The 17,625-nt window shown below is 70.5% G+C and carries 19 protein-coding genes; 6 read left to right on the forward strand and 13 right to left on the reverse strand.

Translation table 11 applies throughout. From position 1 onward, the window contains the following. Positions 1 to 127 precede the first annotated feature (127 nt). From AB0383_RS36285 to AB0383_RS36300, 4 genes are all read right to left on the reverse strand, one after another. Entirely contained in the window at positions 128 to 925 is a 798-nt protein-coding gene (locus AB0383_RS36285; RefSeq protein WP_364186511.1) for a TIGR02569 family protein, read from the reverse strand. A 154-nt stretch (positions 926 to 1,079) separates the two neighbouring features. After that, positions 1,080 to 2,261 carry an adenylyltransferase/sulfurtransferase MoeZ gene (gene moeZ / locus AB0383_RS36290; protein WP_364186509.1) on the reverse strand — a complete coding sequence of 394 codons (1,182 nt, stop codon included), beginning with the start codon at positions 2,259 to 2,261 and terminating at the stop codon, positions 1,080 to 1,082. Between the two features lie 120 nt (positions 2,262 to 2,381). Next, positions 2,382 to 3,602, reverse strand: coding sequence for a DUF3152 domain-containing protein (locus AB0383_RS36295; RefSeq protein WP_364186507.1), 1,221 nt, complete (start codon positions 3,600 to 3,602; stop codon positions 2,382 to 2,384). An 80-nt stretch (positions 3,603 to 3,682) separates the two neighbouring features. Continuing rightward, positions 3,683 to 4,603 (reverse strand): alpha/beta fold hydrolase, encoded by a 921-nt coding sequence (locus AB0383_RS36300; protein WP_364186571.1) that lies wholly within the window; start codon positions 4,601 to 4,603, stop codon positions 3,683 to 3,685. A gap of 189 nt (positions 4,604 to 4,792) precedes the next feature. Between AB0383_RS36300 and AB0383_RS36305 the strand changes: the two genes are divergently transcribed. Together AB0383_RS36305 and AB0383_RS36310 are read left to right on the forward strand one after the other, a co-directional pair. After that, complete coding sequence (locus tag AB0383_RS36305) at positions 4,793 to 5,419, forward strand: TetR/AcrR family transcriptional regulator (protein ID WP_364186506.1); 627 nt, start codon at positions 4,793 to 4,795, stop codon at positions 5,417 to 5,419. Positions 5,420 to 5,424: 5 nt separating this feature from the next. Next, entirely contained in the window at positions 5,425 to 6,108 is a 684-nt protein-coding gene (locus AB0383_RS36310) for an alpha/beta hydrolase (protein ID WP_364186505.1), read from the forward strand. On the opposite strand, the gene AB0383_RS36315 is transcribed toward AB0383_RS36310, so the two are convergent. After that, positions 6,089 to 7,012 carry an alpha/beta hydrolase gene (locus AB0383_RS36315; protein WP_364186504.1) on the reverse strand — a complete coding sequence of 308 codons (924 nt, stop codon included), beginning with the start codon at positions 7,010 to 7,012 and terminating at the stop codon, positions 6,089 to 6,091. The two genes, AB0383_RS36310 and AB0383_RS36315, sit on opposite strands and share 20 nt — an antisense overlap. Next, entirely contained in the window at positions 7,009 to 7,917 is a 909-nt protein-coding gene (locus AB0383_RS36320; RefSeq protein WP_364186502.1) for a diiron oxygenase, read from the reverse strand. Before AB0383_RS36320 ends, AB0383_RS36315 begins: the two co-directional genes overlap by 4 nt. A gap of 67 nt (positions 7,918 to 7,984) precedes the next feature. Between AB0383_RS36320 and AB0383_RS36325 the strand changes: the two genes are divergently transcribed. Continuing rightward, positions 7,985 to 8,773 carry a TetR/AcrR family transcriptional regulator gene (locus tag AB0383_RS36325; RefSeq protein ID WP_364186501.1) on the forward strand — a complete coding sequence of 263 codons (789 nt, stop codon included), beginning with the start codon at positions 7,985 to 7,987 and terminating at the stop codon, positions 8,771 to 8,773. A 28-nt stretch (positions 8,774 to 8,801) separates the two neighbouring features. Next, the gene (locus tag AB0383_RS36330; RefSeq protein ID WP_364186499.1) at positions 8,802 to 9,122 is read left to right on the forward strand and encodes a DUF4873 domain-containing protein; all 321 of its coding nucleotides are present in this window, start codon (positions 8,802 to 8,804) and stop codon (positions 9,120 to 9,122) included. Positions 9,123 to 9,241: 119 nt separating this feature from the next. Here AB0383_RS36330 and AB0383_RS36335 read toward each other — a convergent pair whose 3' ends face one another. Together AB0383_RS36335 and AB0383_RS36340 are read right to left on the reverse strand one after the other, a co-directional pair. Beyond that, positions 9,242 to 9,472, reverse strand: a complete 231-nt coding sequence (locus tag AB0383_RS36335; protein WP_220246448.1) for a DUF3107 domain-containing protein — start codon at positions 9,470 to 9,472, stop codon at positions 9,242 to 9,244. 97 nt (positions 9,473 to 9,569) lie between these two features. Next, entirely contained in the window at positions 9,570 to 10,223 is a 654-nt protein-coding gene (locus AB0383_RS36340) for a ferritin-like fold-containing protein (RefSeq protein ID WP_364186497.1), read from the reverse strand. A gap of 289 nt (positions 10,224 to 10,512) precedes the next feature. On the opposite strand from AB0383_RS36340, the gene AB0383_RS36345 reads away from it, so the two are divergent. Next, entirely contained in the window at positions 10,513 to 12,333 is a 1,821-nt protein-coding gene (locus AB0383_RS36345; RefSeq protein ID WP_366189720.1) for a DEAD/DEAH box helicase, read from the forward strand. Between the two features lie 35 nt (positions 12,334 to 12,368). After that, positions 12,369 to 13,748: a hypothetical protein gene (locus AB0383_RS36350; protein WP_364186494.1), complete on the forward strand. Its 1,380-nt coding sequence runs from the start codon at positions 12,369 to 12,371 to the stop codon at positions 13,746 to 13,748. Here the strand turns inward: AB0383_RS36350 and AB0383_RS36355 are convergent. The 5 genes from AB0383_RS36355 to AB0383_RS36375 all read right to left on the reverse strand — a co-directional run bounded on the left by AB0383_RS36355 (position 13,687) and on the right by AB0383_RS36375 (position 17,582). Next, on the reverse strand, positions 13,687 to 14,469 hold the full coding sequence (locus tag AB0383_RS36355; RefSeq protein WP_364186493.1) for a class I SAM-dependent methyltransferase: 783 nt from the start codon (positions 14,467 to 14,469) through the stop codon (positions 13,687 to 13,689). The two genes, AB0383_RS36350 and AB0383_RS36355, sit on opposite strands and share 62 nt — an antisense overlap. Then, a complete protein-coding gene (locus AB0383_RS36360; RefSeq protein ID WP_364186492.1) occupies positions 14,460 to 15,017 on the reverse strand; it encodes a hypothetical protein in 558 nt (185 codons plus the stop codon). The genes AB0383_RS36355 and AB0383_RS36360 overlap by 10 nt, the downstream gene beginning before the upstream one ends. Positions 15,018 to 15,058: 41 nt before the next feature. Further along, positions 15,059 to 15,919, reverse strand: coding sequence for a PD-(D/E)XK nuclease family protein (locus AB0383_RS36365; protein WP_364186490.1), 861 nt, complete (start codon positions 15,917 to 15,919; stop codon positions 15,059 to 15,061). 159 nt (positions 15,920 to 16,078) lie between these two features. Continuing rightward, complete coding sequence (locus AB0383_RS36370; protein ID WP_354871416.1) at positions 16,079 to 16,708, reverse strand: MarC family protein; 630 nt, start codon at positions 16,706 to 16,708, stop codon at positions 16,079 to 16,081. A gap of 1 nt (position 16,709) precedes the next feature. Further along, a complete protein-coding gene (locus tag AB0383_RS36375; RefSeq protein WP_366189721.1) occupies positions 16,710 to 17,582 on the reverse strand; it encodes a PHP domain-containing protein in 873 nt (290 codons plus the stop codon). Positions 17,583 to 17,625 lie beyond the last annotated feature (43 nt).

Consider the following 17,625-nt stretch of genomic DNA (forward strand, 5'->3'; position numbering starts at 1 on the left):
GGGCGCTCCTCGGGGTCGGCGATGGCCCCGACGCTAAGCACGCCGTGTTACCTGGAGATGCCTGATTGTTTCAGGCAGTTGACATCACTCGCCACTTCCCGCGACCCCACGGTGAGGTCGGAAAAACTCAGAGGATCGCGCTGACCTCACGCGCCGCCGCGCGCAGACCGTCGAGCGCCGCACCCGTCGAACGCGGGTTCAACGCGTTGGCCGCCAAGCGGAACAGCACCGCGCGCAGCAGCAGCTGCGGCCACTCCGGCAGGTGCGCCCAGCGGTCGAGCAGCTCGCCGGTGGCACCGCCCCAAGCCATGGCGTCGACGGCCACGATGGCCGCGCCCCACTCGCCCGGCCGGTAGTACGGCACGAAGTCGACGATGCCGGGCGCGGCATCACCGTCGAAGAGCACGCCCGCGAGCAGCTCGCCGTGCGCGACCTGCAACGGCAGCTTGATCGGCCGGCGCGACGGCGCGAGCACCTCGAACCAGCGGCCGCCCTTGGCCTCGTCGAGCGGACGGTCGAGCTCTTCCCACGCGATGCGGTCGGCCACCGCGTCGAGGTCGTCGCGCGCGGACAGGAAATCGGGCCGCGGCAGGTCGGCCGTGGCGCGGTGCAGCTTCACGGCGGCGAGCATGGCGCCGTCGACGTGGTTCTCGGCCGTGCCCGAGACGTAGCGCCAAGCCGACCAGTCGCCGACGATCCAACGGCCGTCACTCGCGCGCACCGGCTTCGCGATCCGCAGGCCCGGGTCGTCGGCGTGCTCCAGCGCGCGGGCGGTCCACAGCGTGCGCGAGCGGTCGGAAACCGGCTTCAAAACCAGCTCCCCACAGCGCCAGGCCGTCGAGTCCGGCAACGCCGAAACGAGGCCGATGTCGCCGCCGAAGGCCGCGCACACCCGCTCGGGTGGCCGTTCGAGAGTGGACCGCACGAGAACCGAAGGTACCCGCCCGTGCGCGCCACGAACGAGAAGACGCGCTGGTCACGGACCGCTTTCATATTTCCGACACACCCGCCGCCGCGCGCCCAAAACGCCACGATGGCCTCCCCGGGCGAACCGGGAAGGCCATCGTGGATGGAAACCGTCAGTAGGTGGGCAGGCTCGGGTCGATCTGCTTGGCCCAGGACAGGATGCCGCCACCGAGGTGTGTGGCGTCCTTGAACCCGGCCGCGTGCAGAGCGGCCAGCGCCTCCGCCGAACGCGCACCCGACTTGCAGTGCAGCACGATCGGCTTGTCCTGCGGCAGCTCGGCCAGCGCCTCGCCCGAGAGGATGCGGTCCTTCGGGATCAGCGTCGCGCCCTTGATGTTCACGATCTCGTACTCGCCGGGCTCGCGGACGTCGATGAGGGCGAAGTCGTCGCCGTTGTCGAACTTGGCCTTGAGCTCCGCCGGCGTGATCGTGCTGCCCGAGGCGGCCTGCGCGGCCTCGTCGGACACGACACCGCAGAAGGCTTCGTAGTCGATCAGCTCGGTGATCTTCGGGGTCTCGGGATCCTTGCGGATCTTGACCTCGCGGTACTTCATCTCCAGCGCGTCGTAGCTGATGAGCCGCCCGAGCAGGGGCTCACCGATGCCGGTGATGAGCTTGATCGCCTCGGTCACCATGATCGAGCCGATGGACGCGCACAGCACGCCCAGCACGCCACCCTCGGCGCACGAGGGGACCATGCCGGGAGGCGGCGGCTCCGGGTAGAGGTCGCGGTAGTTCAGGCCCTTGCCGTTGGGCGCGTCTTCCCAGAAGACGCTGACCTGGCCCTCGAAGCGGAAGATCGAGCCCCACACGTACGGCTTGCCCAGCAGCACGGCGGCGTCGTTGACCAGGTAGCGAGTGGCGAAGTTGTCGGTGCCGTCGAGGATCAGGTCGTACTGCTCGAAGATCTCGAGCGCGTTCGCCGACTCCAGCCGCTCGACGTGCAGGTGCACCTTGACCAGCGGGTTGATCTCGGCGATCGACTCCTGCGCCGACGCGGCCTTGAGCTTGCCGACGTCGGACACGCCGTGGATGACCTGGCGCTGCAGGTTCGACTCGTCGACCACGTCGAAGTCGATGATGCCGAGCGTGCCGACACCCGCCGCGGCGAGGTACAGCAGCGCGGGGCTGCCGAGGCCGCCGGCACCGATGACCAGGACCTTCGCGTTCTTGAGTCGCTTCTGCCCGGTCACCCCGACGTCCGGGATGATGAGGTGGCGGCTGTACCGGGCCACCTCTTCCTTCGTGAGCTCCGCAGCCGGCTCAACGAGCGGCGGCAGTGCCGTGTCTGACATCGGGTCCTCCATACTCGCGTGGATCGCGTAGTCAATCCCAGTATCCACAACGCCCACAGGCAAGGTGGGCTTCCCGGCGTCCGGATCGTGGGACGAGGGTTGCTTTGTAACGCGAGACCGTTATTGCGCCGGCGGCGTGGGGTTCGGCCAGGCGTTGGGCACGCAGACGTGGTGGTCGGACGCCACCTTGCCCTTGTCACCGCCGGGGATGTTGTTGAGCATCGCCACATAGTCGTCGGCCACGCCGAACGACTGCTGCATCATCACGGGCGCGGGGTCGCCGGTCGCGGGACAGCCGACGTGGATGTTGCCGAGCGCGTGGCCCACCTCGTGGTTGATGGCGTACTGCCGGTAGCCCGTCATGTCCGCGCCGTAGGCCTTCGCGCCACGCACCCAGCGGGCGAGGTTGATGAGCACCCGGCCCATGCTGCGGCGGTAGCACGAGGCCTCGAACTTGATCTGGAACCCGCACGCGTCGGCGCGGTGCGTGGTGTTCGGCGTGGTGAGGCTCACGCGGAAGCTCGGGTCGGGGTAGCTCGCGTCCACGCGCTGCAGCCGGATCTTGCCGTTCCACGTCCAGCTGCGCGGGTCGGACAGGATGCCCTGCACGGCCGTGGCGAAGCTGTCGTCACCGGCGTAACTCGACGGGTCGATGCCGTCTTCGACCTCGACGGTGTAGGTGTACAGCTTGCCGCTCTTGCCGACCGTCGGGCCGGAGCCCGGCACGACGTGCCAGGTGCCCTTGCCGCTCTCGGTGTAGTTGCCGCCTGTGGGCAGCTCGGCCGTCGGCACGTTCACGTCCGCCGGCTTGGCGGGGTTCTCCGGGATGGCCTGGCCACCGTCGATCGCGCCGGCCGCCGCGTCGCCCACCGCCGACTCGCCGCTGCCCGCGGTGGTGGTCGAACCGGGCTCGGCCGGGCTGGTGGCCGTGTTCACCACGACGAGCGCGGTGATGACGACCAGGATCGGCAGCGCGTACACGCGCCAGCCGTAGGTCTTCACGAACCCGCCGACGCCGCGCTTCTTCGCGGCCGGCCTGCGGGCGGCGGGCTTCTCCTCATCACCCTTCGGCTGCCACGACGCCTTCAGCGGCTCCGCGCTGGTGCGCCGGGAGCCGGGGCGGTAGCGGTCCTCGCCCACGCGCTGGGCGGGCGGCTTCGACGGCCGGAACTGGCCGACGCGCGGGGAGCCCGTGTCCGTGAGTGGAGAGTTGCCGGAGCTCCTCGAGCTGGATGACGAACTACTCGACGAATTCTTTGACGAGGCCGACGTCGCACGCCTGGCTGAACCGGCGTACGAGGCTCGCCGGTCGTCTCCTCGTGCGTCCTTCGGCCGGTCCACCGCCCCAGGGTGCCATATCCAAACCGTGATGCTCTCGGCGACTGGCTGATGACCGAGAGATGATCTGTCACTCGTTCGGACTACCAAGTGCCCTTCTCGGCGGCCTCCCACAACCCCAGAACGGCCCGGGCTACGACATTCGGGCGCTCCATCTGAGCCACGTGCCCGGTTCGGGGAAGGACCAGCAGCCGGGCGTGTCGGAGCAGCCGGGCGGTGCGGGGCGCGCGCCGCACGGAGATCACCCGGTCGTGAAGGCCCCAGACGACGAGTGTGGGGATGCTCACCCGCGCCGCGACGGACCACAGCGACGCGTCGCCGACCGCACTCCAGCGCCGGAAGATGCCGAACGTGCTGCGCGCCATCGCGGGCGCGGCCCAGGCCAGCGCGGCGCGGGCGCCGTGCTCCTCGGTCAGCTCGTCGAGCCGCTGCTCGGGGAACTTCGCCGGGTCGTAGAAGCACAGCTTGATGACCTGCGCCGCACGTTCGCGGGCCGTCGTCGAGGCCAGCCGGCGGCGCACGCGCGCGCCGACCACCGGCAGGTACGCCAGGGCCATCATCGGGTCCGACAGCCGCCGTGGGTCCGGGCGGCGGTCGGGCATCGCCGGCGAGATCAGCGTGAGCGTGCGGACCAGCTCGGGGCGCGCGGCGGCCACGAGCAGCACGATCGCGCCGCCCATCGAGTTGCCGACCAGGTGCACCGGCCCCGCGTCGAGGCCCTCGATGTAGCGCGCGATGACCTCTGCGTGCTCGTCGAGACTGAAGTCGAAGCCGGGGGCGGGCTCTGAAAAGCCGAAGCCCGGCAGGTCGATCGCGCGGCCGCTCGCGGTGGGCGCGAGCAGCGCGGCGAGGTCGGTCCAGTTGCTGGACGACCCGCCGAGCCCGTGGACGTAGACGGCGACGGTACCGTCGGGCCCAGGGGTGCGGCGTACGTTCAGCGAAACACCGCCCACGTCCTCGACAACGCCGGGCCAGGGCGGCAGCACCGGCTCGAGCGCGGGCAGCGGCGCCGTGGACAGCGGCACGTGGGTCACAGCCGGGCGCACCGCCGTCGCGGTCGCCGGGCGCGTCGTGGATGTGGTCACCACCCCAGGATGCCCGACACTTGGCGTTCCGGGCGTACCCACGAGTAATCTCAAACCCGCTTCACGCGGTGGTGCTACTGCCCGGCGAAGCCGTGGACGGGAGGAAGAATGACGGAAATGGCGCGACTGCAGCAACGGGGCGTCCGGCTGCCCAGGACCGAACGCCGCGCCCAGCTGCTGACGGCCGCGCAACGCGTCTTCGCTGAAAACGGCTACCACGCCGCGGCCATGGACGAGATCGCCGAGGAGGCGGGCGTCAGCAAGCCCGTGCTGTACCAGCACTTCCCCGGCAAGCTGGACCTCTACATCGCACTGCTCGAAAGCCACGTCGACGCCCTGGTGAGCCGTGTGAAGGGGGCGCTCGACTCGACGAGCGACAACCGCCAGCGCGTGCCGGCCACGGTCGGTGCCTTCTTCGACTTCGTGAGTGAAGACGCCGGCGCGTTCCGGATGGTCTTCGAGAGCGACCTGCGCGGCGAGCCGGCCGTGCAGGAGGCGGTGGACCGCGCGACTTCGGCGAGTGTCGAGGCCATCACCGAGACCATCACGGCCGACGCCGGGCTCGACGACCACAAGGCGCGGCTGCTGGCCGTCGGCCTCGTGGGCATGTCGCAGGTGTCCGCGCGCTACTGGCTCCAGCACAACCAGGCGATGTCGCAGGAGGAAGCCGTGGCGCTCACGGCCAACCTCGCGTGGCGCGGCATCGGCGGTGGCTTCCCGCTCAAGGACGGCTGACGCGCTTGGCCCCGCTCGTGGTGGCCGTCCCCGGCACGCTCTGCAGCCCGGCGGTCTTCGGTCCGCTGGCGCGGGCGTGGCCGGGCGTCGTGCACGCCGTGGACTGGATGTCGGCGCCCGGGCCGTGGCGGATCGAGGACGTGGCCGAGCGGATCGCTGCGCGGATCGACAGGCCGGTGCTGCTCGTGGGGCATTCGACGGGTGGCTGCATCGCGTTGCGGCTCACGGCCGAACACCCCGGGCTGGTGTCCGGGCTCCTGCTTGCGAACACCGGCGCGCACATGCGGGGCCACGGTGACGTCGACGGGATCCTTCAGACGATTTCGCAGGCTTGGGGGCCGAAGCTGCACGCGGCGGTGCTGGACCGGTCGTTCGCTTCACCGTTGCCGGTGGAGCTGCGTGACGACCTGCTCGCGTACGCCGCGCGCGTGCCGCAGGAGGCCGCGCTGGAGGTGCTGACGAGCCAGCGCGATCTCGACCTCACACCGGAGCTCGCGTCGATCCGGTGTCCGGTGCGGGTACTGCACGGCGTCCACGACCGAGCGCGGTCCTTGGCGGACGCGCGCTACCTGGTGGCGCTCCTGCCTGACGCGGAACTGACCACAGTGGACACTGGGCACACCCCCGTGTTCGAGGATGTGCCGGCGACCGTCGCGGCGTTGAAGTCCCTTATGCAGCAGGGGTTCTAGCGGACACGGCCTGCAGCAGGGTCTTGAGCCGCGCGGCGACTTCGGCCGCGCGTTCCTGCGGAAGCATGTGGCCGGCGCCCGGGTAGCGGATGAACTCGGCGTCGGGCAGCTCGTCGGCGATCACCTTCGCGTGCGACAGCGGGCACAGCCGGTCCTTCTCCCCCGCCAGCACCACTGCGGGCACAGTCCGCAGCGCGCGCAAGGCCACGCGGCAGTCGTGCACGGAGATCGCGTCCTGGAATTCCCCCAATGATGCTGGATGCGCGCACAGCAGCTGGTCCACGACACTGTTCACGTCGCCGCGGTTCGGTTTGTCGCCGAACACCAGGAACCGCGCGCCGGACCGCACCATCGCCGGGCTCAACGGCAGCCGTTCGCCCTTGCGGTGCGCCAGCGCTTTGGCCAGCCGCCGCTCGAACCGCGCCGACATCGACCCGGCCAGGCCCGGCAGCCCCAGCGTGATGCGGTCCATCTGGCCCGACGACGTGGCCACGAACGCCACACCGGCGACGCGCGCCTTCACCAGCTCCGGATGACGTTCGGCGAGCGCCATGATCGTCATGCCGCCCATCGAATGGCCCGCCAGCACGAGCGGTCCCTTCGGTACGCGTTCGGCGATCAGCTCGGCGAGGTCGTCCGCGAGTCGCGGGATCGTCGCAGCCCCCCGCCGAGCCGGCGACGATCCCCCGTGGCCGCGCAGGTCGTAGCGCAACACCCGCGTGGCCGGACCGAGGTGCCGCACGACGCCGTCCCACGTGCGGTGGTCCTGCGTCCAGCCGTGCACCAGCACGAGCGTCGTCGGTGCGTCTGCCGGACCGGACGTCTCGACCTGCAGGGCGGCACCGTCGCCGGCCACGAACCGGTGCTCGCGCGCCGGGTCACGCAGCCCTTCGAGCGTGGTCACTTGCCCTCCGGCAGCAGGAAGGACTTCTTCCAGAAATAGCGCCCCGGCAAGCCGACCAGGCCCGACTCCTGCAGGAAGGGCATGATCTTCTCGCCGGCCCACGCGATCGTCGCGCGCCAGTGCGGGTTGTTCAGCGCCGCTTCGACGCCGTCGCGCGGGCGGATGCCGACAGCCTTGTAGACGTTGGGGTTGATGAACGCGCGCGTGACGAAGTACGAGATCAACGCGATGATGAACTGCTGGTAGGCGATCTCGTGCTTGCCCAGCTTGGCCATCCCGCGCGTGACCTCTTCGCGCGCGAAGGTCACGTGGCGCGCTTCTTCGAGCACGTGGATGCGGTTGACCATGCGCACCAGCGGCTGCACGTTCTCGTCGACCATCTGCTCGCGCTGCAAGCGGTCGAGCACCTCTTCGGCCACGAGGATCGCGCCGTAGCGGGCGGGGCCGTAGGAGATGGTGGGCATGAGCTTCGCGAACTGGCGCAGCGCCGGCACCGGGCCATAGGCGGGGCAGCCGATGCGCGCGGCCATGCGGGCGAACATCGTGGAGTGGCGGCATTCGTCGGCGATCTCGGTGAGGGCGAACTGCGCGTGGGAGCTCGTGGGGTCCTCGTCGTAGACCTCCTTGAGCAGCATCTGCATAAGGAGGATCTCGAACCACAGGCCGGTGGTGGCGACGCTCGCGACCTCGTGCTTGCCGAGCTCGATGCGCTGCTCGGGGGTGAGCTCGTCCCAGAGTTTCGTGCCGTAGAGCGACGAGCGCTCGGGGAGGATGAAGTTCTTGCCGTCGACGAGCGGTGCGTCCCAGTCGATGTCGACATCGGGGTCGTAGAACTTGTTCGCCGAAGACTTCAGCAGCCGGTCGGCGGTCTTCTCCCGATCGGTCTCCTTGAGCGTCCGCGTCATCGCTCGCCCTCTCTCCTGTAGCGGTAACCTCTAGCTGTAACTTGAGGTAACAGTTACCTCTGGTAGCATGACCCGGGTGATCGAACGTGTCAAGCGCTCCAGCAAGCAGTCCGGCAAGCACCCGGCTCCGGGCGAGGCCGCGACCGGTGACGCCCGGCGGGACCGGTGGCGCAAGCACCGCATCGCGCGCCGGGCGGAGTTCGTGGAGGCCGCGCTGCGGGCGCTCGACAGCCATGGTCCGGACCTGGGCATGGAGGACGTCGCGGCGGAGGCCGGCGTCACGAAACCCGTGCTGTACCGGCACTTCGAGGACAAGGCCGACCTGTACGTGGCCCTCGGCCAGCGCGGCACGGAGATCCTCTTCGAACGCCTGATCCCGGCGATCAACGCGGAGCTCGCGCCGGTGCCCCGCATCCGCATGGCGCTCGACGCGTTCTTCTCCGTCATCGAGGAACACCCGAACCTCTACCGCCTGCTCGCCCGCGGCGGTCTGCACGAGAAGACGGTGAGCGACTCCGACGTCGTCGCCGAGGACAAGGAAGTCATCGCCACCGCGCTGACCGCCCTGCTCGGCGACTACATGCGAATGTTCTCCATGGACTCCGGCGCGGCCGAACCGTGGGCACACGGGATCGTCGGCATGGTCCAGAGCACCGGCGAGTGGTGGCTCGACCGCCGTTCGATGAGTCGCGACTCCGTGGTCGAGTACCTCACGCAGATCATCTGGGCGGCCATCGACGGGCTCACCCGCCAGCACGGCGTCGTGATCGACCCGAACCTGCCGCTGGAGGAGAACAAGGTCGTCCGGCTCGGACGCGCCAAGACCGACGCCCCGGCGGACAGCGACGCGGGCTGAGCTGTTTTCTCTCGTTGGGAGGCTTTTCATGAGCGACGAAGACGGTTACGCCGGCACTGCGACCCTCGTCGTCGATGGCGTGGAAATGGCTGTGCAGGTCGACCTGCGCGGCTACTTCCAGCCGATCGACGGGTACTACCACTGGTACGGGCGGGTCTCCGCTTCGGGCGAGCTGACCGCGGCGGTGGGCGGCCGGAAGAAGGCTTGCACGGTCGTGGTGGAGGATCGTTCGGCTGACGGTGAGCTGTCGGATCCGGACCCCTGGGGGCGGTACCGGATCATGGGGACGTCCACGCCGCCGTTTTCGGTGCCGACGAGCTTGGAAGAAGTCGAAGCGGCGACTGCCTGATTCGGGGCCCAGCGACTCATCAAAGCTCCCCAAGACAGGAAAAAGCCGCCCCGGGCCAAAGCCCAGGGCGGCTTTTCGTCAAACCGCGAAAACTCGAGAACCGCCAGAACTCGCGAGCCTCAGTCGCCGACGCCGAAGCCGACCTTGCGGACGTCCGAGGGGGCGATCTCGACGTACGCGATGCGGTCGGACGGGACGATGTACTTGCGGCCCTTCTCGTCGTTGAGGCGGAAGAGCCCGTCACCGGCCGTCAGGGCCTCGGCGACCAGCTTCTCCACCTCGTCGGCGGTCTGGCCACTGGACACCACCAGCTCGCGCGGCGTGTCCTTGATGCCGATCTTGACCTCCACGTGGGACCTCCGCTGGAAATTCGTTGTCGTTACGCCTGGCAAGGCTAGCCCAACCGCAGCGCTGCGGTGTCGCGCCACCGCGTGGTGAACCGGCACTTCAGCCGAGACCGAGCGCCTGCATGCGCTTCGTGTGCCCCTGCTGCAACCGCCGGAACAACCCGGCGATTCCCGACAGGTCGCCGGAGCCCGAGACGATGAGTTCGGCCAGGCCATCGCGTTCGGCGACCACGTACTGGGCCTGCGTGAGGGCCTCGCCCAGGAGCCGGCGGCCCCACAGCGCGAGCTTGTCGCGCGTCTTCGGGTCAGCCTTGATGCCTGCGGCGACTTCGCGCTCGGCGAACGCGGAATGACCCGTGTCGGCGAGGACGGTGAGCACCAGGTCCTTCGTCTCCGGGTCGAGCCAGCTGGCGATCTCGCGGTACAGATCCGCCGCGAGGCCGTCGCCGACGTAGGCCTTGACCAGCGATTCCAGCCACGACTTGGGCCGCGTCGAGGCGTGCCACGCGTCGACCTGGGCCACGAAAGGGCGCATGGCGTCGTCGACGGACACGCCGTGGGCGGCGAGGTGGGCCGAAAGCATGTCGAAGTGACCGATCTCGGCCGCGGCCATGGAGGCGAGCGCGGCGCGGCCGGCGAGCGTCGGCGCGGTGCGGGCGTCCTCGGCCATCCGGTCGAACGCGGAAAGCTCGAGATAGGCGATCACGCCGAGCAGGTCGACGACGCCTTCGCTGATCTCTTTCGGGTCGGTCACGGCGACGAGGGTATCGCCGAACCCGTGGTCGACGCCGTGAAGAGACCGATCCCACGCCGCGCCGTCGCGCCCGGTAGTGTTGAAAAACTCCTGACCAGGTACACTGCGGAAGAATTGACAAGGCTTCCGCACGTCTTCTGGCTGCGGGAAACAGGCGGGCGACCGGCGCCACCAGGGCTGCCGGGGCTCGCTGCAATTGTGCGTGCACGCCTCCAGCGGCATTCCCGGGAGGGCGGCTGCGGCGCCGGATCTTCACGGTGCCTGCCCAGACCCCCCGGTCGAGTGTCGAGTGACAACCGGCCTGTGCGCGCTGGTCACGAGAGAGGCGATCACCCTGACCGCAGAACAGTCCACAACCGAAGAAACCACCACCCCCGCAGTCGCGCTGGAGCACAGCGAGACCGGCCCGGCCGCGCTCGACACCTCGCACCCGCTGCAGGCGGGCGTCGAGGTCGAGCCCGAGGCGCCCACCTTCGCATCGTTCGGCGTGAAGCCGGAGATCGTGAAGGCGCTGGGCGAGGCCGGCATCGAGCGCACGTTCGCCATCCAGGCGCTCACGCTGCCGCTGGCCATGGCGGGCGACGACCTCATCGGCCAGGCCCGCACCGGCATGGGCAAGACGCTGGGCTTCGGCGTCCCGTTGCTGCACCGCGTGCAGGTGCCCGGCGACGGCACCCCGCAGGTGCTGGTCGTGGTCCCGACCCGCGAGCTGTGCATCCAGGTCGCCAACGACCTCAAGGGCGCCGGCAAGCACCTCGGCATCCGCACGCTGGCCATCTACGGCGGGCGGCCGTACGAGCCGCAGATCGAGGCGCTGCGCAAGGGCGTCGACGTCGTGATCGGCACCCCGGGCCGCCTGCTCGACCTGGCCGAGCAGCAGCACCTGGTGCTGGGCAAGGTCCGCGGGCTCGTGCTCGACGAGGCCGACGAGATGCTCGACCTGGGCTTCCTGCCCGACATCGAGCGCATCCTGCGGATGGTGCCGGACGAACGGCAGACCATGCTGTTCTCCGCCACGATGCCGGGCCCGATCATCACGCTGGCGCGCACGTTCCTGCGTCAGCCCACGCACATCCGCGCCGAGGAAAACGACGCGAGCGCGATCCACGAGCGCACCACGCAGTTCGTCTACCGGGCGCACTCGATGGACAAGCCGGAGGTCATCGCCCGGGTGCTGCAGTCCGAAGGCCGCGGGCTCACCATGATCTTCAGCCGCACCAAGCGCACCGCGCAGAAGGTGGCCGACGACCTGGTGGAGCGCGGCTTCGCGGCCGCCGCCGTGCACGGTGACCTCGGCCAGGGCGCTCGCGAACAGGCGCTGCGCGCGTTCCGCTCGGGCAAGGTCGACGTGCTGGTGGCCACCGACGTCGCGGCTCGCGGCATCGACATCGACGACGTCACCCACGTCATCAACTACCAGTGCCCCGACGACGAGAAGACCTACGTGCACCGCATCGGCCGCACCGGCCGCGCGGGGCGCACGGGTGTCGCGGTCACACTCGTCGACTGGGACGAGATGCCCCGCTGGAAGCTTATTTCCGACACGCTGGGTCTGGACAAGCCGGAGCCGGTGGAGACGTACTCGTCGTCGCCGCACCTGTTCAGCGACCTCGGCATCCCGGAGGGCACCACCGGCCGGCTCCCGCTCGCGAAGCGGACTCGCGCCGGGCTGGCCGCCGAGGAGGAAGAGGACCTGGGCGGCAGGCGCCGTGGCCGTGGTGGCCGGGGCGCCGCTGCCGAGGAGGCCGCGCCGCGCAAGCGCACGCGGGCTCCGCGCAAGCGCACCCGTGGTGGCGCGAATGCGGCTGAGGCGGTCGAGAAGGCGCACGCTGCGGCTGCCGCCGACTCCGCTGCGTCGGGTTCGGGTTCGGGTTCGGGTTCGGGTTCGGGTTCGGGTTCGGGTTCGGGTTCGGGTTCGGGCGAGGAGCGCACGCGGTCGCGTCGCCGCACCCGTGGTGGTGGCGGTGGGGAGTCGACCGGCCCTGCCGGCGCGGCCACCGCGTCGGCCTCGGCTTCGGGCGAAACCGGAGAAACGGGTGAGCGTCCGGCACGTCGGCGCCGTCGTCGCCGCCCCTCCGCGACGTCTGATACACCTGCGTCGGCAGACTGAGGGGACCAGCGGAGCCGAAGGCGGGAGCCAGGTACGTGAGCGACCACGAAGACGGCGCACCGGACCAGTCTGAACCGGACGTTCCGGCTTTTGTACCGCCTTCGGACTCCGGGGTGGTTTCGCACCGTCCCCTCGGCACCGAAGATGTTTTGCCCCCGTCGCAGAGTTCTGCGAGCACTGTGACGGGCCCTCCCGTTCGCGTGCGGCGCTCGCCGTGGAACCGCGGGCGGGACCGCGTGATCGCGGCGTTGATCGCTGTGGTCGTGGTGGTTGTGGCGCTGGTTGTCGTGTTGAACAGCGACAACCTGCACACGAGCCGCGCGCTCGCTTCCACGCCGCCGAGGTTGCCGCCGGCGCCCACGGCTGTGCCGGGTTCGATGGCGCAGCTGTGGCAGGCGCCCAGTTCGGCCACGCCCGTGCCGATCGGCGAGGGCGACACCGTGACCACCGCCGACGGCGGCGAGATCGCGGGCCGCGACCCGCTCACCGGGCAGATCCGCTGGCACTACACGCGCGAGAACCTGCAACTGTGCACTGTGGACACCGCGTGGGGCCGCGTGAACGCGGTGTACCACAAGGCAATGGGCTGCAGCGAGGTCACACAGCTCGACCCGACCACGGGCCAGATCACGGCCCAGCGCAACGGCGACGCGGAGCTCGGCACCCAGCTCGTCAGCGACGGCAGCCACGTGACCACCACCGGCAAGCACCTGCTCGACACCTGGCGCGACGACCTCGTGAAGAGCATGGAGTACGGCCAGGTCCCGTTCATGGTCAACCCGAACAAGCAGCCGCGCACGGGCTGCACGTACGGCACGGTCGCCGCGGCCGCCGAGAAGGTCGGCGTGATCGAGCGCTGCCCCGGCGATCCCCACGACCGCCTCACCGTTTACAAGGCCACGGCCGAACACGAGGACGAGCCGCAGGTCGTCTTCAGCACCATCCTGGCCGGCTCGCGCGCCCGCGTGATTGCCATGTCGGGCGACTTCACAGCCGTGCTGCTGCCCGACCAGAAGCTCCTGGTCATCTACGGCCCGGACGGCAATGAGCGCTCCGCGTACCCGATGGACCTGCCGGCCGGCGATTTGGCCGGCGACCCCGCGGGCGGCGTCGAACAGACCACCCGCACCGACAGCGGCGTGTACTGGTTCACGGGCACCAAGACCGTCGCTCTGTCGCGCGACGACCTCACCCCGCGCTGGACCCTCGACAGCACCCGTGGCCCCGGCATCACCTTCGCCCGCCAGCTCGTCGTCCCCATCAACGGCGGTTTGGCCGTGCTCAACGAATCCAACGGCGCCACGATCCGCACGGTCGGCGTCGACCGTGGGGCATACCGAGGGGTTGTACGGCTTACAGCTTTGGGGCCGGTGCTGCTTGAGCAGCGCGGTCCTGTGGTTGCCGCACTGCGCTAGCGATCGTGACGATCTCGCGGCTCTGCTCCGTCAGGGGGCCGCGTTCGCAGTCGCCGAACCGCTCCTCGACGACGAACCCCGCCGCGGCGAGAAAGTCGTCCAGCTCGGCCGGGCCGAGGAACCGCAGCGCCGCGCGGTCGACGCGCAGCACGGTGCCTTCGGGGTCGGCGGCGGTCTCGGTGAACGTGACAACGCCGCCGACGACCGACTCGACCTCGTGCCACAACCGGAGGGGACGCGGCTGGGAGACGGTGACCGGGTGAGCGGGAGTCCAGTCCTCCCAAGCCTTTGCCCGCGGGTGGCGCGTCTCGAACGCGAACCTTCCGCCGGGTCGTAGCGCGCGACGGATGGCGGTGAGGGAGTCGCGCAGCTCTTCGTCGGTGGTGAGGCACTGGAACGCGTGGCCGGTCATCGTGGCCAGGTCGAACTCGGCTTCGGCGGTGAGCGCGGCGGCGGTTCCTTCCCGCCACTCGACGTCCGTGCGCCGCCTTGCCCGGGCGAGCGCCGCGCGATCGGGATCGAGGCCGAGGAGCCGGCCTCGGTGGCCTCGGTCGCGGGCGTGGTGCAGCATGCCGCCGGTGCCGCACCCGACGTCGAGGACGTTGTGCGCGCTCTCGACGAGGGCGTCGTAGAAGTGATCCGCGGGGAAGTCGCCCCAGCTGTTGAGGACGTCGTACAGCTCCGCCGCGTCGTCCTCGGAGAGCACGCGGGTCAGGCCCACCAGAACACGGTGAGCGCCACGAAAGCGACCACCAGCACCCCAATGCCCGCCAGGCCGGCGGCGCGGCCGTAGCGCCGATCCGCGACCCGCTGCAGCACCAACGCGACCACCGCGGCGACGGGGTGGCCCACCAGCAACAGCACGCTCGGCCCGGGCGCCCCGGTGGCGAGGCAGGCCGCGCCGACACCCAGCACGCCCACCGCCAGCACGGCCAGTCCCGCGGCGATCGACCCCGTCAACCCCCGCCACCACCGCCCACGCGGCTTCCCCGCGCCGACGGCGTCGATCCGCTGTGGCGCCGCGACGGGCAGGTACTCGGCCGCCGTCTCAGCCGCGTGCGTCGCCGTGGCCGGGTCGGGCTCGGCGTCGACGGCCGCCGACTCGGCGACAGACGCTTCCGAAACAGGTTCCGACGGCTGACCGTGCTCGTCAGCCTCCGCCGGCGGAGCTTCGACGTGGGCGTCCGACGGACCGGTGCCCTCGCGAGTGGCGACGTCCGCCGCGGCCAAGGGGGCGGTGGTCAGTTCCTCGGTGTCGGGTGAGGCCACGGTGGAGGGTCCGTCCAATCGTCGGCTCGAAGGGAGGGCGGTCAAGGCGCCAGGAGGTCCCACGGCTGGGACGCGGGCGCGGCCTGCTGGCCTTCCGCACAGCTCGGACGGAAGTCGCACCAGGAGCAGCGGCGGTCGGGGCGGGCGGGGAACAGGGCGTCGCCGTCGGCGCCTGCGTCGAGGGTATCCGTGGCGAGGCGTAAGTCGCCCGCGGTTTCTTCGGCGCGTTGGAGGTGGCGGCGGAGCGAGTCGGGCGTGTGTTCGGCCGCGGCGATCGTGCCGGTGGGCAGGTGGTGGAGCTCGACCTTGGTGCAGGGCATGCGAAGTGTGCGAGAAGAAGCCACCGCGTACATGGCCAACGCCTGCGAAGCGCGGGCCTCGTACTCGTCGGGAGCGCGCCGGCCGGTCTTGTAGTCGACGATGACCAGTTCGCCGCCGCGCCGGTCGATGCGGTCGGCGCGGCCCTCGATGATCATCGTGGGCTGCCCGCCGGTGGTGCTGACCGGCGCGGACACCCAGCGCTCGAGGCCGATCGGGTCGTCGGTGACGTCGTGGTCCTCCACGTACTCCCCGACCCAGCCCTTGGCCCGCGCCCGGTAGCGCGCGGCCTGTTCGGCGTCCTCGAACCCCGCGTCCTTCCAGTACTCGCCCACGAGCGCCATCGCGCGCTGCGCGGTGCGCTTGGCGACGGGCAGGTCGAACAATGCCCGCAACGCGTTGTGCACCACCGCGCCCAGCGTGCTGTGCGCCCACGGGCCGGTGCGCTGCGGCGTCGGGCGCTGCAGGTAGCTCAGGCGGTAGCGGCGCGGGCAGTCCTCGAACGTGCTCAGCCGCGCCGGCGACACCTTCGTGAGCCGCTGCGGCTGCTCGACGCCGAAATCGAACCCCAGCTGTTCCTTCACTCGACCCCCGTTCGGTTCCGGCGTCCACGCTACGCACCACCACCGACACTTTCCGGCGCGGGGCGGCCCTCGGCCGAACGCCGCGGCTCGTGGCCCGGCAACCGCGAAACCGTGTCGGTGCGCGAGATCCACGCCTCGGGCAGCGACTGCCGGCCGAGCCTAGAAGTTCCCGGCGATGAAGCCTTTCACGGAGTTCGCCACCAGCTCCACGGCGATCGCCGCCAGCAGCAGACCCGCGATCTTCGCGACGAGCGTGATGCCGCTTTCCTTGATCAGCCGGATGACCACGCCCGAGAAGCGCATGCACGTGTAGATCACGAAGTGCACGGCGATGATCGCGCACCCCAGCGCGATGTAGGCGCCGAGGTGGCCGTCGGCCTGGCGGACGAACACGATCGTCGCCGCGATGGCGCCCGGGCCGGCGAGCAACGGCGTGCCGAGGGGCACGAGGGCGACATTGACGTCGTCGGTCGCTTCGGGTTCGTTGCCGCCCTTGCCCGTGAGCAGCTGCAGCGCGATGAGCAGGAGCAGCAGGCCACCAGCGCCCTGCAGCGCAGGGATGCCGATGCCGAGGTACGCGAGGATCGCTTGCCCGGCGACGGCGAACAGCGTGATGACCAGCAGCGAAACCAGCACCGCTTGACGCGCCGCCTTCACGCGCGTGGCCATCGGCTTGCGGCCGACCAGGCTCAGGAACACCGGCACCGTGCCCGGCGGGTCCATGATGACGATGAGAGTGATGGTGGCACTGATGAACAGCTTCGCGTCGAAGAACTGCGCGACGCCCATCTCAGCCCTTCACGATCTGCGACCCGGTGGCGCGTGCGACGAGCTGCTCGAACTGACCGGGGTCGGTCGTCTCCTGGCCGAGGCCGATCGTCTTGTTCGTGCCGTGGTAGTCGCTCGACCCGGTGCGGATGAGCCCCAGCTCGTCGGCGAGCTCACGCGTGCGGACGCGCGTGGCCGGCTCGTGGTTGGGGTGGTCCACCTCGACGCCGGTCAAGCCTCGGCGGGCGAGGTCGCGCAGGGTGTCCTCGCTGATCGTCGCGCCGCGGCTGTAGGCGAACGGGTGCGCGATCACCGTGACGCCACCCGCGGCGACGATCATGTCGATCGCCTCCTCGACGGGGGTGTCGTGGCGCGGCACGTAGTAGCCGCGGCGGCTGCCGAGGTACTCCGCGAAGGCCTCGTCGACGCTCGACACCAGCCCGGCGCGCACGAGCGCCTGCGCGAGGTGCGGCCGGCCGGCCGGCGAGTCGGCGGGCAGCAGGCCCATGATCTCGTCGGCGTCGATCGGGAGGCCGTCGGCGGCCATGCGGGCCGCCATCGCGCGCAGCCGCGTGCGGCGTTCGGCCCGCAGGCGCGTCTGCTCGGCGACCAGCGCGGGCGCGGTCGGGTCGAAGAGGTATGCGAGCAGGTGCACGCTGATCCGCCAGCCCGTTTCCGGGTCGACGGACACGGTGGACAGCTCGGCGCCGGGGACGAGAGTCAGCCCGGGCGGGACGGCCTCCGCCGCCGGCGCCCAGCCGGCGGTGGTGTCGTGGTCGGTGATCGCGACCACGTCGAGGCCGGCCCGGACGGCGGCTTGGACAAGCCCGGAAGGGCTGTCAGTGCCGTCGGAGGCCGTGGAGTGGGCGTGCAGGTCGATGCGCATCGTGACCATTCTCGACGATGCGCTGCATCACAGCGACGCCGGTACCTGGGAC

This window comes from Amycolatopsis sp. NPDC051373 (assembly GCF_040689465.1).
Lineage (GTDB): Bacteria > Actinomycetota > Actinomycetes > Mycobacteriales > Pseudonocardiaceae > Amycolatopsis.